This is a genomic window from Paraburkholderia tagetis, from assembly GCF_022213065.1.
In the GTDB taxonomy this organism is placed as follows: domain Bacteria; phylum Pseudomonadota; class Gammaproteobacteria; order Burkholderiales; family Burkholderiaceae; genus Paraburkholderia; species Paraburkholderia tagetis.
This window is the reverse complement of the sequence record NZ_JAKLJA010000065.1, coordinates 1-15,736: the sequence shown is the minus strand read 5'-3', so window position 1 is coordinate 15,736 and position 15,736 is coordinate 1. Positions and strand designations below refer to the sequence as shown.

General features: G+C 63.4%; 11 protein-coding genes and 1 pseudogene. 3 read left to right on the top strand and 9 right to left on the bottom strand.

Annotated features, from left to right (window positions below; all coding sequences use genetic code 11):
- Positions 1-5 precede the first annotated feature (5 nt).
- The 5 genes from L5014_RS35650 to L5014_RS35630 form a co-directional block, all read right to left on the bottom strand.
- The gene (locus tag L5014_RS35650) at positions 6-1,250 is read right to left on the bottom strand and encodes a sarcosine oxidase subunit beta family protein (protein ID WP_238468581.1); all 1,245 of its coding nucleotides are present in this window, start codon (positions 1,248-1,250) and stop codon (positions 6-8) included.
- A gap of 11 nt (positions 1,251-1,261) precedes the next feature.
- Positions 1,262-2,638, bottom strand: a complete 1,377-nt coding sequence (locus tag L5014_RS35645; RefSeq protein WP_238468580.1) for an L-serine ammonia-lyase — start codon at positions 2,636-2,638, stop codon at positions 1,262-1,264.
- A gap of 7 nt (positions 2,639-2,645) precedes the next feature.
- A complete protein-coding gene (gene glyA / locus L5014_RS35640; protein ID WP_338019382.1) occupies positions 2,646-3,905 on the bottom strand; it encodes a serine hydroxymethyltransferase in 1,260 nt (419 codons plus the stop codon).
- Positions 3,906-3,970: 65 nt separating this feature from the next.
- The gene (locus L5014_RS35635) at positions 3,971-5,182 is read right to left on the bottom strand and encodes a M24 family metallopeptidase (RefSeq protein WP_238468579.1); all 1,212 of its coding nucleotides are present in this window, start codon (positions 5,180-5,182) and stop codon (positions 3,971-3,973) included.
- A 241-nt stretch (positions 5,183-5,423) separates the two neighbouring features.
- Complete coding sequence (locus L5014_RS35630; protein WP_238468578.1) at positions 5,424-6,389, bottom strand: GlxA family transcriptional regulator; 966 nt, start codon at positions 6,387-6,389, stop codon at positions 5,424-5,426.
- 72 nt (positions 6,390-6,461) lie between these two features.
- Here L5014_RS35630 and L5014_RS35625 point away from each other — a divergent pair, with 72 nt between their 5' ends.
- Together L5014_RS35625 and L5014_RS35620 are read left to right on the top strand one after the other, a co-directional pair.
- The gene (locus tag L5014_RS35625; RefSeq protein ID WP_238468577.1) at positions 6,462-7,322 is read left to right on the top strand and encodes a TauD/TfdA dioxygenase family protein; all 861 of its coding nucleotides are present in this window, start codon (positions 6,462-6,464) and stop codon (positions 7,320-7,322) included.
- Between the two features lie 90 nt (positions 7,323-7,412).
- The gene (locus L5014_RS35620; RefSeq protein WP_238468576.1) at positions 7,413-8,441 is read left to right on the top strand and encodes an AraC family transcriptional regulator; all 1,029 of its coding nucleotides are present in this window, start codon (positions 7,413-7,415) and stop codon (positions 8,439-8,441) included.
- 13 nt (positions 8,442-8,454) lie between these two features.
- Here L5014_RS35620 and L5014_RS35615 read toward each other — a convergent pair whose 3' ends face one another.
- The 4 genes from L5014_RS35615 to L5014_RS35600 all read right to left on the bottom strand — a co-directional run bounded on the left by L5014_RS35615 (position 8,455) and on the right by L5014_RS35600 (position 14,391).
- Positions 8,455-9,513 carry a beta-keto acid cleavage family enzyme gene (locus tag L5014_RS35615; RefSeq protein ID WP_238468575.1) on the bottom strand — a complete coding sequence of 353 codons (1,059 nt, stop codon included), beginning with the start codon at positions 9,511-9,513 and terminating at the stop codon, positions 8,455-8,457.
- Between the two features lie 206 nt (positions 9,514-9,719).
- The gene (locus L5014_RS35610; protein ID WP_238468574.1) at positions 9,720-10,958 is read right to left on the bottom strand and encodes an alpha-hydroxy acid oxidase; all 1,239 of its coding nucleotides are present in this window, start codon (positions 10,956-10,958) and stop codon (positions 9,720-9,722) included.
- Between the two features lie 86 nt (positions 10,959-11,044).
- Positions 11,045-11,974 (bottom strand): glutarate dioxygenase GlaH, encoded by a 930-nt coding sequence (glaH, locus tag L5014_RS35605; RefSeq protein WP_238468573.1) that lies wholly within the window; start codon positions 11,972-11,974, stop codon positions 11,045-11,047.
- 284 nt (positions 11,975-12,258) lie between these two features.
- Positions 12,259-14,391, bottom strand: coding sequence for a hypothetical protein (locus L5014_RS35600; protein ID WP_238468572.1), 2,133 nt, complete (start codon positions 14,389-14,391; stop codon positions 12,259-12,261).
- Between the two features lie 27 nt (positions 14,392-14,418).
- Between L5014_RS35600 and L5014_RS35595 the strand changes: the two are divergent.
- Positions 14,419-15,563 (top strand): annotated as a pseudogene (locus tag L5014_RS35595) (IS3 family transposase); the annotation flags it as partial.
- Positions 15,564-15,736: the final 173 nt, after the last annotated feature.

The window sequence follows — 15,736 nt, the reverse complement described above, 5'->3', positions numbered from 1 at the left end:
CGTAATCAGTGGGCCACGGCAGCCGCGCCGTGTTCGTCGATCAGATGGCCGGTATAGAAACGGTCCAGCGAGAACGGCGCATTGAGCGGATGCGGTTCGTCGTTCGCGATGGTGTGCGCGAACGTCCAGCCCGAGCCCGGCGTCGCCTTGAAGCCGCCGGTGCCCCAGCCGCAGTTGAAATAGAGGCCCTTCACATCGGTCTTGCTGATGATCGGGCAGGCATCGGGCGAAACGTCGACAATGCCGCCCCACTGGCGGTTCATGCGCACGCGCGAGAACACCGGGAACATTTCGACGATGGCCTGCAGCGTGCCTTCGATGATGTGGTAGCTGCCGCGCTGGCCGAAGCCCGTGTACTGGTCGACGCCCGCGCCGATCACGAGGTCGCCCTTGTCGGACTGGCTGATATATGCGTGCACGGCGTTCGACATGATGACCGAGTTGACCACCGGCTTGATCGGCTCGGACACCAGCGCCTGGAGCGGATGGCTTTCGATCGGCAGGCGCACGCCGGCCATGTCGGCGAGCGTCGTCGTGTTGCCGGCCGCCACCACGGCCACCTTCTTGGCCTTGATGAAGCCCTTCACGGTATCCACGCCGGTCACGCGGCCGCCGTCACGGCGGATGCCCGTGACCTGGCAATTCTGGATGATGTCCACACCGTGGCGGTCCGCGCCGCGCGCGAAGCCCCAGGCCACCGCGTCATGGCGCGCCACGCCGGCGCGGCGCTGAATGGACGCGCCCAGCACCGGATAGCGGCTGTTCAGGTTGATCGTGGGCTCGATCTCCTTGATCTGCTCGGGCGTGAGGAACTCGGCGTCCACACCGTTCAGGCGGTTCGCGTTCACGCGGCGCTCGGTATCGCGCACATCCTGCAGCGTATGCGCGAGATTCATCACGCCGCGCTGGCTGAACATCACGTTGTAGTTCAGATCCTGCGAGAGCCCTTCCCAGAGCTTCATCGCCTTCTCGTAGAGCGCTGCCGACTCGTCCCACAGATAGTTCGAGCGCACGATGGTGGTGTTGCGCGCGGTGTTGCCGCCGCCGATCCAGCCCTTCTCCAGAATCGCGACGTTCTTCACGCCGTGCTCCTTGGCAAGGTAGTAAGCGGTGGCGAGACCGTGCCCGCCGCCGCCGACGATCACCACGTCGTACTCCTGCTTCGGCTCCGGGCTCCTCCACTGCCGCTCCCAGTTCTCGTGATACGACAACCCGTTGCGGAACAGACTGAATATCGAATAGCGGCTCATGACTTTCTCCCTCAGCACTCGATCACGTTGACCGCCAGGCCCCCGCGCGAGGTTTCCTTGTATTTCGTTTTCATGTCGGCGCCCGTCTCGCGCATGGTCTTGATGACCTTGTCCAGCGTGACGTAATGCTTGCCGTTGCCCCTGAGGGCCATGCGTGCTGCGTTCAGCGCCTTGACTGCACCCATTGCGTTGCGCTCGATGCAGGGAATCTGCACGAGGCCGCCCACCGGATCGCAGGTCATGCCCAGGTTGTGCTCCATGCCGATCTCGGCAGCGTTCTCCACCTGCTCGGGCGTGCCGCCCATCACGGCCGCAAGCGCGCCTGCCGCCATCGAGCAGGCGACACCCACTTCGCCCTGGCAGCCCACTTCCGCGCCGGAAATCGACGCGTTCTCCTTGTAAAGCAGACCGATCGCGGCGGCGGTCAAAAGAAACACTACCGCGCCGTTATCGTCGGACCCCGGTACAAACTTGGTGTAGTACTGGAGCACGGCCGGAATGATCCCTGCCGCGCCGTTGGTCGGCGCGGTGACGATCCGCCCGCCCGCCGCGTTCTCCTCGTTGACCGCCATCGCGTAGAGGTTGATCCAGTCGATCATCGACAGGGGATCACGCAGACACTCTTCTGACTGGGCCTTCAACTGCTGGAAAATGGCGGAAGCGCGCCGGCGAACCTTCAGCGGACCGGGCAACGTGCCTTCGATCGAACAGCCGCGTGCAATCGATGCCGCCATCACGTCGCGAATCGTCAGGAGGCCCGCGCGCACCGCTTCAGGCGTGCGCCACGTGGCCTCGTTCGCCAGCATCACGTCGGCGATCGACAGACCGCTCTCGCCGCACAGCCGCAGGAGATCCACGCCGCTCCTGAACGGGTACGGCACCTCGTTCGCACCCGGCAGACCGTTGAGGCGGTCGCCGGCATCGTTAATCACGAAACCGCCGCCCACCGAGTAATAGACCTGCGCATCCAGCACGGCGCCCTTCGCATCGAGCGCCGTAAAGCGCATGCCGTTCGGATGCAGGGGCAAGACCTCGCGTCGCAGAAAGGCAATCTGGGTCTTTTCGTCGAACGCGATCTGGCGCACCCCGGCGAGAACCAACTCCTTCGCCGAACGGATGACGGCGAGGCGCTGTTCCGCGTAATCGGGATCAACCGTGTCAGGCAGATTGCCCTCCAGTCCAAGCAATACCGCCTTGTCGGTCCCGTGTCCCTTGCCGGTTGCGCCGAGCGAACCGAACAGTTCGATCCGCATTGAGGACACGCGCTCGAGCAGCGCACGCTCGCGCAGACGGGCGCCAAACCTGCACGCGGCGATCATGGGGCCAACGGTGTGGGAGCTCGAAGGGCCGATGCCAATCTTGAACAGATCGAAGACGCTCACATTCATGACATTCTCACAGGCCCTGATAGACTGGATAACGCGCGCAAAGCTGCGTGACCTCGTCGCGTACGCGGGCTTCCACCTGCGCATCCCCAAGGTGATCGAGCACGTCGCAGATCAGCCGCGCGGTCAGGGCCGCGTCATCCTCATTGAAGCCGCGGGTCGTGATCGCGGGGGTGCCGATGCGGATGCCGCTCGTGACGAACGGGGATTGCGGATCGTTGGGCACGGCGTTCTTGTTCACCGTGATATGCACCCGGTCGAGCGCGGCGTCCGCGTCCTTTCCGGTCATGCCTTTCTTCACGAGACTGACGAGGAACAGATGGTCGTCCGTGCCGCCGGAAACCACCTCGTAGCCGCGCGCGGTGAAAACCTCCACCATGGCGCGCGCGTTGGCAAGCGTGCTTTGCTGGTATGCCCTGAATTCCGGGCTCTGTGCCTCCCTGAAGGCGACCGCCTTGGCGGCAATCACATGCATCAGCGGACCGCCCTGCGTGCCCGGGAACACCATCGCATTAAGCTTCTTTTCGATCTCCTCATTCGCGCGGGCGAGAATCAGGCCGCCGCGCGGGCCGCGCAACGTCTTGTGCGTCGTCGTGGTCACGACATCGGCGAGCGGCAGCGGATTCGGATAAAGGCCTGCTGCGACGAGCCCGGCGACATGCGCCATATCGACAAACAACCACGCCCCCACCTTGTCGGCAATGCTCCTGAAGCGGGCGAAATCCAGTACCCGCGAGTAGGCGGAGAAACCCGCAACGATCATGCGCGGACGATGCTCGAGCGCGAGACGTTCGACCTCGTCATAGTCAATGAGACCGGTCTTCGCGTCCACCCCGTACTGCACCGCGTTGAAGAGCTTTCCGGAAAACGAAACCTTCGCGCCATGCGTGAGATGGCCGCCGTGCGCGAGGCTCATGCCGAGAATGGTGTCGCCGGGCGAGAGCAGGGCGAGGTACACGGCCGCATTGGCCTGCGATCCGCTATGCGGCTGCACATTCGCGAAGTCGGCTCCGAACAGGGCTTTGGCGCGCGCAATCGCGAGCTGCTCAACCACGTCGACGTGCTCGCAGCCGCCGTAGTAGCGCTTGCCCGGGTAGCCTTCTGCATATTTGTTGGTCAGCACCGAGCCCTGCGCTTCGAGCACCCGCGGACTCGCGTAGTTCTCCGATGCGATGAGCTCGATATGCGCTTCCTGGCGTGCGCGTTCGAGTCGCATCGCCTCGGCGAGATCCGGATCGAATCCGGCGATCGTTTGTTCCCTGGAAAACACGGTGGCCTCTCCTGCCATAGCGAAAAAGTACCCGCGGCATGCGCCGCGGGGCAGCGATACCCGGATCAGGCCTTGATGATGTTGTGTTCCGGACCGTACGGGAATGCGGTAATGTTGGTGGCGCCCTTTTCACCAACCACGAGGATGTCGTGCTCACGATAGCCACCGGCGCCGGGCTGGCCCTCGGGCAGCATGATCATCGGCTCCATCGAGACGACCATGTTGGGCTCCAGAATGGTGTCGATGTCTTCACGGAGTTCGAGGCCCGCCTCGCGACCATAGTAATGCGAGAGCACGCCGAACGAGTGGCCATAGCCGAACGTGCGGTACTGCAGCAGCCCGTATTCCGCGTAGATCTTGTTGAGTTCCAGCGCGATATCGCCGCAGCGCACGCCCGGCTTGATCAGCTTCAGGCCGGCTTCATGCACTTCAACGTTGACCTTCCAGAGGCGAAGGTGCTCTTCGGGGCAATGGTCGAAGAACATCGTGCGCTCGAGCGCCGTGTAGTAGCCCGCGATCATCGAGAAACAGTTCAGGCTGAGAATGTCGCCCTTTTGTACCTTGCGCGTCGTGACCGGATTGTGCGCGCCATCCGTATTGATGCCCGACTGGAACCACGTCCACGTGTCCATCAGTTCCGAATCGGGAAAGCGGCGTGCGATTTCGCGCACCATCGCCTGCGTGGAGGCCAGCGCCACCTCGTGCTCGGGCACGCCTTCGTGCACGGCCGCCGCGAGCGCCGCGCCGCCGATATCGCACACGTTCGCACCATGCCTGATCAGCGCGATTTCCTCGTCGGACTTGATCATCCGCATGCGCATCGTCTGCGCGCCGATGTCGACGAACTCGACCGACGGCAGGGCTGCCTTCAGCTTGGCCAGCACTTCGACCGGCACGTGATCGAACTCGATACCCACACGTCCCTTGTTGTCGATCTCGCCCTGCACGGCGCGGAAGAAGTTGTCGCGCTGCCAGTCCGTGTAGACCACGTTGTAGTCGCCAACCGTGCGACGCCACGGCTGGCCACCATCGATGTTGGCCGAGATGGAGACGACCTTGGCCGGCGTGACGACGAGACCGTACTTTCTGCCGAACGAGCAGTAGAGGAAGTCCGCGTAGTAGTTGATGTTGTGATACGACGTGAAGAGCACCGCGTCGATGTTTTCGCGGGCCATCAGTTCGCGCAGCTTGCCTTGACGGTTGGCGTACTCCGCATCGGAAAAGGTGTGCTTCACCTTCTCTCCATTCTCGATTCGAATCAGGTTCTCCATCTTCATGTGCTCGCTCCTGGGTAAAAAGCGTGGTGGGTGTGAGCAGATGGTAGAAGTTCGGGAAATTGGAGAATTTCGAAAATGGACAATGTCATTTCTGAATTGGCCAAATCGGGTTAACCATGAAGCCCGTCGCCGCTTGTTCGCACGTGCGTGCCTATGCCCCAGCGGCGCACGCGCTGCGGGTCACTCGACTCACGCGGGAGAGGAACCGGGTGGGGGTAAACCGACCGCCCGGCCAAAAGGACTACAGCGCGTTCTGGTAGCGACGCCGGTCGGCGATCGGGGAAATCTGGAATTGCGCCTTGTAGCGCGTGGAGAAGTGGGTCGTGGACGTGAAGCCGGTGCGCACGCACACTTCCTCGAGCGAGGTTGCCGTGCGATACAGAAGCTGCCGGGCCCGCAGAAGGCGAATCTCGAGGTACGCCTCAGCCGGTGACTTGCCCAGGCGCTCGAGAAACCAGCGCTGGAGCTGCCTTTGCGAGACACGCAGATGGGACGCAATTTCCGGCACGGCAAGCGGCTCTTCGACGTTGCTTTCCATGAGTTGCAGTGCCTCGTCCAGCTTGGCATGCTCCGCGCCGATATATTGACGCAGTGAAGTCGGCTGACGATATTCGCGGCTGCGCGGCTCCGCTACCAGCAATTCGAGAACACGCGCCGCCAGTGCCTGGCTACCCGGCGGGTTCGCCAGCAGATGCACCATCAGATCGAGCGGCGCCACCCCGCCGCTGCAGGTATAGCGATCCCGGTCGATTTCGAAGAGTCGTGCGGACACGGTCAGTTTCGGGAACTGCTCCGTCAACACGTCCCGGTCCTCCCAGTGAATCGTGCAGCGATATCCGTTCAGCAATCCGGCACGCGCCAGAAAGTAGCTGCCGGTGTCGAGCCCGCCAAGCGCCGCGCCCTTCCCTGCCTGCCTGCGCAGCCAGTCGACGATTGAACCAATCCCCTTTCTCGGAATGGGATTCGGCCCGACGACGAACACCACGTCGAAAGGCTCGCGGTCCGACATCGACACGTCGGGGACCACCCGGATTCCGTCGCTCGATGGAACGAAGCCGTTGCCCGGACCGATCAGGGTGTAGTCGTACACACGCCGCCCGACGATCATGTTGGCGATCCGAAGCGGGTCGATGGCCGAACTCAACGCAATCAGCGAGAAATTCTCGAGCAAGAGGAAGCCGTAACGCATGACGCGCAGGTCATGCATACCTTCACGTGGCTTCGAAAACTGCGATTGCCTGGATAACGTCGCTGACATTGAAGGGGACAAGTTGACACCATGAAAGAGCCAGTTGACCCTGGCATCATAAAGTCGTCGTCCCGGCTTCGCAACGCATCCACGAACGATGCGAGCTTTCTGACAGACAGTACCCCCAATGTGCTGGCTGGTATTGACGAATCCGGTTGCACACGCGCCGTGCTGTTTTTCCGCGACCAGGAGATTACGCGCGCCGACCATGTCGCGTTCGCCAGCCGCTTCGGCGATCTGGAAGACCACCCTGTGGCGAACACGGTGCCGGGCTACCCGGGCCTGATCGAGATCTACAAGAGCGAGAAGCGGGACCATTTCGAAAATACCTACCATAGCGATGCGTCGTGGCGGCCCAATCCGCCGAAGGGTGCAGTGCTGCGCTGCATTTCGTGCCCGGAAGTGGGTGGCGACACCATCTGGGTGAACATGGTGGAGGCCTACAAGAACCTGCCGGATGACATCAAGGCCAAGATCGAAGGCTTGCGCGCCAAGCACGGGATCGAGCATTCGTTCGGCGCGGTGATGACGGCCGAGGAGCGTGAAGAGCTGGTGCGCAAGTACCCGCTGGTCGATCACCCGGTGGTTCGGACGCACCCGGAAACGGGCGAGAAGATTCTGTATGTGGGCCCATTCTCGACGCACTTCATCAACTACCATACGCCGAAGAACGTACGTTTCGGGCAGGACAAGACACCGGGCGCGAGCCTGCTGCTGAACTACCTGATCAGCCAGGCGGCCATTCCCGAGTATCAGGTGCGCTTCCGCTGGGAACCGGGCAGCGTCGCGATCTGGGACAACATGGCGACGCAGCACTACGCAGTGAGCGACTACTGGCCGGCGCCGCGCCGCATGGAGCGCGCGACCATCATGGGCGATCGGCCGTTCTGATAGCCTCGCACGCCCGGGCGTCGCGCGGCATGACCGCGCTGGCGCCCTTCGTCTTTCCGGGCTGGCGTCACGACACGTGCACCCGTCTCCATGCAACACGTCGACAAACTGATACGCAGTGCCAGCCTGAACGGCTACATCGAACTGGTGGAGTCGCTCGGGCGCGATCCCTACGCGTTTCTGCGGGCGGTCGGCCTATCGGCACGCGTGCTAGACAACCCCGAGGCGCTCATCCCCAGCCATACCGTGCGCGAACTGCTCGAGGCCACCGCACGCGACACCGGCGTGGAGGATTTCGCGCTGCGGCTCGCGGCGCGGCGTACGCTCTCCAACCTCGGGCCCATCTCGCTGGTGCTGAAGGACGAGCCCACTCCGCGGCAGGCGCTCGATACCTTGTGCCACTACGAGAAGCTGCTGAGCGCCACGCTGATCACGCGCATCGAGGACGCCGGCCAGGTCGTCGTGATCCGGGAAGAGCTGCTGCCGAGAGCGGGGCTGGGCACACGCCAGGCGATGGAGCTCGCGGTCGGCGTGAAAATGCGCATCCTGCGCGAACTGATCGGTCCGCAATGGCGGCCGCAGCAGGTTTGCTTCACGCACCGCCCGCCGGCCGACATGGCGTATTACCGGAGCTTCTTCGGCCGCAATCCGACGTTCAACCAGCCATTCAACGGCCTCGTCTGCGCGGCGGCGGACCTGTCGATGCCGCACACGCGCGACGATCCAGGGGCCGCGTATTTCGTGCGTGGCTATCTGGAGACAGCGCTGCGGCGCCGGGATGAAGGCATCCGAGAAGCATGCCGGGAAGTGATCCTGGCCCTGCTCCCCGGCGGACGATGCACGGCGCAACTGGTCGCGCGACATCTGCGCATCGATCGCCGCACGCTGCACCGGCACCTCAGCGACGAAGGACTGACGTTCTCGGCGCTGCTCAATCAGGTGCGCTCTGAACTGGCGATGCGGCACCTGCTCGAGAGCGACCTGCCGGTCGGCGAGGTCGCCGTGCTGCTGGGCTTTTCCGCACACAGCAGTTTCAGCCACTGGTTTCGTGCAGCGTTCGGTTGCAGCGTTTCGCACTGGCGCAAGCAATCGGTCGGTGAGTATGCACTGGCCGATTGATCAGGCAAACTGATCAGGCCGTCTTGCGCAGGAAGCCCTGCGTGCCGCCGTTGCGGTTCGGTGCGAAGCCGTTCGCGTGCAGCGACTCTTCTACCGTGTCGTAGAACACGCCGATCTTGCTGATCTCGCGCGCCTCCTTCGCGGTTGCGATATCGCGGCCGAATTCGCGCGAGATGCGCACGAGTTGCTCGATCTGCTTCACGGTGCTCATCTTCTCGGTGCGCGACTGGTTCCACAGGCAGTCTTCCGTGCCGCAGCGCACGTGCAGGCCCATCGCAATGCCCATCATGTTGACCGGCAGAACATTTCGCACGTTGCTCTCCACCGTGACCACCGCGCCGTCAGGCACCGCGCGGATGAAGTTGCCAAGGCTGTAGACATTCGGCGTATCCATGCCGCCGGCGATCGCCACCCAGTTCATCACAAGCGGGCCCTTGTAGAAGCCGCGGCGCATCAGACGCTCCACCGACTCGAAGCTGTTGAGGTTGTAGCACTGGAACGCACTCTGGATGCCAGCGGCCGTCAGGCGGCGGACGTGCTCCTCGACCCAGCCCGGCTGCGCGGGCACGGTCATTTCCTTGTACGCATTGAAGAGTGTCGGGTTCTCGCGCGAGGTGCCCTTGAAGTCCGCGTCTTCCGCCTGATCGGTCACGTTCATTTGCGACGTGTTGACCGTTACCGTGACCTGGTCCGGCGTGGGGTCGAGATCGGCCAGCATGTGGCGCGTGTCGTCGGACAGCCACTTGGCAGCTTGTCCCTCGTTTTCGGGGGCGAACGAGATCGAGCCGCCCACCTGGATGATCATTTCCGGCACCGCCTTGCGCACCCCGGCGATCAGTTCATTGAACTTCGACAGACGCTTGCTGCCCTTGCCGTCCAGCTCGCGCACGTGCAGGTGCAGCACCGTCGCGCCCGCGTTGTAGCAGTCCACCGCCTTCTGGATCTGCGCTTCCATCGTGACCGGGATGTCTTCCGGAAAGTCGCTGGGCAACCAGCCGGGGGCATAGGGCGCGGCCGTGACGATCAGGGGCTGCTGGTTCTCGGGGAAGAGGTGGCCGTCGAGAAAATTCATGTTGCGTCTCCAGGGAGGATTGGCTGCTGTCGATTCAGCAGGCGCGGTCGTCGACGAGGCCTGAACGCCTTTTTCGCGCCGCGCGTCCGGCTTCGGTCCATGCCCACGAGTATCCGGAGTACCCGCAATCCCCGCTTGCTTATCTGGGACAATCGCTTGCTTTGTTGGGACATCGGCGGACCGCGCAACGGCGCGGTCCGCGTGCCTCAGGCGAGCGCGTCGAGCGTGATCTCGTCGACCGAGCGCGTGCCGAGCATCGCCATGTTCCGGTCGACTTCGTCGCGCAACAGGCCGATCGCGTGCTGCACGCCCGGTGCGCCGCCGACGGCCGCCGCATACATGAACGGACGCCCGACGAACACGAAACGCGCGCCCAGCGCGAGCGCCTTCAGCACATCCGCGCCGCGCCGCACGCCGCTGTCCATCATCACGACCAGATCGTTGCCCACGGCATCGGCGATCTCCGGCAGCACTTGCAGGGGCTCGACCGCGCCGTCGAGCTGGCGTCCGCCGTGGTTCGAAACAATGATGCCGTCCGCGCCGATGGACGCTGCGCGCCGCGCGTCGTCGACGTGCAGGATGCCCTTGATCACGAGGTTGCCGCTCCAGCGCTCGCGGATCCGCGCGATGTCCGCCCACGACAGGTGGTCGCGGCCGGTGGTGTCGCGAATCGCCGAAGCGGACAGCATCGGCGCGCCGCGCCCGGCGAACGAGTTCTCGAAGTGCGGCATCCCGTGCCTGACCAACGTGCGCAGGAACGTGCCGCAGAGCCAGCGGGGCCGCACGAGGCCGTCCATCGCGAGACGCAACGACGGACGCAGCGGCAGCGAGAAGCCGGTGCGAACGTTGTTCTCGCGGTTCGCCCATACGGGAATGTCGACCGTGACAACGAGGGTTGCGAAGCCCGCGGTCTTGATCCGGTCGATCAGCGCATCGCGGCGGGTGGCATCGCCGGGCAGATAGGCCTGAAACCAGGTGCCCGGCGCGGCCGCGTGGACAGTCTCCATTGGGATCAACGAAGTGCCGCTCATGATCGCGGGAATGTTTTCGTCCTGCGCGGCCCGGGCCAGCGCGATATCGCCCCGATACGCGGAGATCGCGCTGATCCCGATGGGGGCGATGCCAAACGGCGACGCGTAGCGCCGGCCGAAGATCGTCGTTTCCTGCGACCGGCGTGCGACGTCGACCAGCACCTTCGGCCGGAATTTCAGGCGCTCGAATGCGGTACGGTTCGCGGCGAGCGACAGTTCGTCCTCGGCGGCGCCGGAAATGTAGCCGAACAGCGGGCGCGGAAGGAAGCCCCGCGCTGCCACCTCGAAGTCCGCCAACGACAGGATCTTGCGAAGCCGTGCCGGGACATCCTGCTTCACGCCGTACGCGGCCTGGCTTTTCTGCACGGTACGCGGGACCGGCTGGACGTCTGCGGCGCCGAGGTGATCTTCCATCTGTCTCTCCACAATCTGATTCTTCAAAAGGCTGATCGCCCGATTCGGGTCCGTAGACTGGCCACCCGGATCGGGCGATGGGTCCGTCATTGTGCGAACGTGCCTCGCTGCCGCATCAATTCGCGGAAAAGCGCTTCGTTGCGTTCGAACGGCGCGCGGCCGTGGACATAGAAATAGTTGTTCAGGACGACGAGATCCCCGGCCGGCAGGGCGACTTCCTTCGTGCCCGCCGAAGCTTCCATCGATGCCGAAAGTTCATACAGCCAGGCGGCCTCTTCCCGGTTGGCGGGCTGCACGAACTGGTCGATGAACGACAGCGACAAACCGAATTCGCTTTGAAAGAAGACGGGGCGCTCAACTCTGTCGCTGACGTTCTTGGAGCCGGGCGCCTTGTACAGGAACGGCCTCGTGGCGAACTTGTGGTTCACGAAGCGCTCGCGCTCGTCCCAGTCATCGATGTGCAGGAAGCGCGACTCGCCGCCGATCGCGTTCTGCTCGGCGAACTTCATCATCAGCAGCCAGTCGGTCGCCTCGGTGACGAACGTACCATCGGTGTGCATCGTGAACAGACGATAGGCCTGACGCAGATAGGAGTCGCTATTGTCGGTATGCCTGACCACGAAGCGCGCGTAGTAAGTGCCGGACATCGAGTCGTGGTTGCTCGGCCCAAGGATGTGCCCGATCGCCGTACCAAACTTGACGTAGTCCGAATCGTCCTGCGAGAGGCCCTGAAGGCCGATGGTGAAACCCCCGTGATTGCGGTCCTTGACCAGGTCGACCAGGGTTCGCGCGAACGCGTTGCCGACGCGCTTGATGAGCAGGTCGGCCAGGTGGTAGCGCATATACGACACGTACTCGAGATTCTGGACGTCGACGTTGCGGGCGTCTTCGAGGAAGGCGGCGAGCGCGTCGCGCTCGGCGCTCACGTGGACGATGCGATGATGATGCGGATGCGGCGAGAGACGAAACGACGGGTGGCGCGTGGCGGGAAGCGTGTCAGCAAGCATGAGTTCCATGGTGGTCTCCGTTGAGACGAATGACTCCATTTCAGCGTGCTTTTTTGATAGCACCCAGACTCGGAACGCGAATGTTTATGCGCAGATTGCGATTAAATGACCGATGCCCGTCAGCTGAGGGACTTCACGACGGTGGTGGAGGACATGTACTCGCCAGAGCAGCGGATCGAATGAGCGCCGCTCGATCGGCACGCAGTATGCAGATTCAACGCTCCGAAGAGGAGATCGCGCGGGTCGACATCGTCATGGCGCTGAGGTGAGCACGTTCCGGCAACATTTTTCTGTTACGCCAGCGCATCGAAAAGTGCTTTGGCCTCTTGCCAGTCAGCCGTGTCAAAGCCCTCCTCGAAGGCGAACAAGACCGCAGAAAGTCTCTGCCGGGCAGGCTCCTCATGGCCCCGGTCTCTTTGCAGCCGTGCGAAACTCGACGCCGCGCGCAATTCGAGCGACCTTGCACCTTGCCTGCTTGCAATCGACATGGCGTCGAGAAAGCAAGCCTCTGCCCCCTGGTAGTACGAAGTCTCGGTGGAGTGCTCGCGTGCGCGCTGCAAAAGCAGTTCGCCCCTCAGCCGATGCAATTCAGCGAGAAAATACCGTTCACCTGTCCGATTTACGATCGTCAATGCTTCAGCCAGCGTCTCCAGCGCCGCCGACGCTTCCCCCGCTTTGATGTATGCCTGTGCGAGCAGCGCCAGCTGGTAAGGGCGTGTCAGCTCCGCGCCCGTGGCCTGGCAAGCGCTCAGGCCACGGTGGATCTGCTCGATGCCTGCCGCGGCGCCGCCCTGGTCAGCCAGCGCCCAGCCCTGCACGATGTCTCCCCATGCCAACCAGAATGGAAACCCTTGCTCGCGCGAAAGCGCCATGGCCGCTTGCGCGAACTCCCCTGCGAGTTGCGCCTCACGTCGGCACTGGTGCACTTCGGCGGCAAGGGCAAGGGCGAGCGCCATGCTATAGGAGTTAGACAGCTTGCGTGCCAACGTCAGCGCTTCCTGGACGCGCATGGCGGCCTGGTCGGGATAGCCCAGGTACCACAGGGTCCGGGCCGCAGCGACGAGTCCGTGCACCACTGGGTCTTGTCCAAGTAGAAAGCTCGTGGCGGTATGGTGTTCACGGTCAATGGCGGCAAGCCCGCGCTCCAGATGGGCCCGTGCTTTGACAGGGTCGCCCAGATGGAACGAACTGGCTCCCAGGACGAAACTGGCCTGTCCTAGCAGCTCCGGATCCCGTGCACGCTCGGCCAGACTGAGCAGTCCTTCACTCAGCTCGTAGGCAGTCTGATGCTCTGCACGCATGGAATAAAACGTGCGCAAACCCAACTTCGCCTGAAATATCTGCCGTGTTTCTCCGCCCTGCTCGCACAGTGCAAGCGCCCGGCTAAAGGTCCCTTGCACCTCGGGGGACGCGTAACCTTGCGCCGCAATCAACGCCGGACCGAGCGCAATGCGCAACGCCAGTTCCTGGCTCGCGCGCTCGGGCGTATCGGGCAGCCGCTTGAGTAGTTCGAGCGCACGATTCAAATGCGGAATGGCTTCCAGATGTGCCGATCGCTCGAGGGCCTGGCTCCCGGCGCTGAGGAGATATTCCACCGCCTTGGGAAGGTTGCCGCTCAAGCTATAGTGATGTGCCAGATCGCTGCAATGGCTGTCCAGTTGCGGGCGGTACAGCACCTCGATCGCTTGCGCGGTTCGCTCGTGCAGCGCGCTACGCTGCTCAATCAGCAACGCCTGGCCTGCCACTTCTTGGGTGAGCGAATGCTTGAAGGCGTACTCGACTTCTGGAAACGCTGGCCGCTCGTAAATGAAATCGCTGGCCTGAAGCTTGGCCAGCAGATAGCGCAAGCGATCTTCCGCCTGCCCTGCGACGTGCCGCACGAGGCTCCACGTAAACTCAGTTCCGATCACGGCCAGCGTCTGCAAGAGTGCCTTCTCCGCAGGATCGAGGCGATCCACGCGAGCAGCGAGCACGCCCTTCACGGTGGTCGGGATCTGGATTGTGTCGGGTGCCGCCTCGATGCGGTATCGACCGGGCTCGCCTAGCAGGACTTTCTCCTCGACGAGTGTCTGGACCACCTCTTCAATGAAAAACGGGTTCCCGTCGGTTTTATCCAGAATCAACCGCTTGAGATGCGCAAGCGCGCCGTCTGCGCCCAACAATGTGACGAGCAGTGCTTCGGATTCGACCTGCCCCAGAGGATCAAGACGCAACTGCGTGTAATCGCCCTTGTGACTCCAGCCCGGCCGATACTCCGGTCGGAAATTCAGCAGCAACAATATCCTGGCGTTGGGCACGCGCTCGATGAGCGCATTGAGAAACGCCTCGGTTTCGCGGTCCAGCCACTGAAGGTCATCAAACAGCACCTGCACGGGCTGATTGACGCTTTCGCGCACCAGCTGAAGTTGACCCGCGAAAACGGACACCTATGCTTTTGAGCAGGAGGTGCCGAAATGGGCAAGCATCACGAGCCGTACCCGGCGGAATTCCGGGCCCAGATGGTCGAGCTGGTGAAGTCGGGGCGAACACCTGAAGAGCTTGCGCGCGAGTTCGAGCCGACCGCGCAAACCATCATCAACTGGGTGGTGCAGGCCGATCGTGACGCCGGTGTGCGCCACGACGGACTGACGACTGCCGAGCGGCAGGAGCTCACGCGGTTGCGTCGTGAGAACCGGCAACTGAAGATGGAGCGCGACATCCTCTCTCACGCCGCAGCCTGGTTCGCCCGCGAGACGGGCGCCGTATCGCCGAAGGATACGGATTCATGAAAGCGAACCAGGCCCGCTGGCCGATCGCGATGATGGCCAGGCTGCTGGGCGTCTCCACCAGCGGCTTTTATGCATGGCGGGCGCGTGAACCATCGGCACGCACCCTGGCTGACGGCGAACTGCTCGTGCGGATCCGGGCGCTGCATGCGAGTTCACGCGGCACGTATGGGGCACCCCGTATCCATGCGCAGTTGCGTCGGGAAGGCGTGCACGTAGGACGCAAGCGGGTCGCACGCCTGATGCGCATGGCCGGTCTGCATGGTGCGAGCCGGCGGCGCTGGCCGCACACCACGCGCCAACGCGCGGGGGCACGGCGTGCTCCGGATCTGGTGCGCCGGCACTTCAGTGCCGAGGCCACGAACGTGCTGTGGGTGGCGGACGCCACCTATGTGCCGACCGGCGAAGGGTTCCTCTATCTGGCCATTGTGCTGGACGTATTCAGCCGGCGCGTGGTGGGCTGGGCAATGTCAGATCACCTGTACACGGAGCTGATGCTGCGTGCGCTGGACATGGCGCTCGCGCAGCGCCGGCCCGACGGCGTCATCCATCACTCCGATCAGGGCTGCCAATACACGTCCATTGCCTTTGGACAACGCTGCCGCGAAGCGGGCGTGCAGCCCTCGATGGGCACGGCCGGCGACGCCTACGACAACGCGATGTGCGAGTCATTCTTCGGCACGCTGGAGGCGGAGCTGCTCATGCGTGAGCGCTTCGACACGCGAGCGCAGGCGCGGCGTGCGATCTTCCGCTTCATCGAGGGCTGGTACAACATCCGGCGCTTGCATAGCAGCCTGGGCTATTGCTCCCCGATGGAATTCGAGCAGCAAAATGAAAAAACACAAAATCCGCCGCGGCGCGGGTTGCCCACCGCCGGGCGGCGTCGTGGTCGTGATAGCCGACCCGCCGCCCGCCCGTGGACAACCCGCGAGGCAACACCGACTGGAGGACGCATCCCAACGTAAAACCCAACCGCAAAACTGTCCGTCGAAGCGGGTCACCCTCA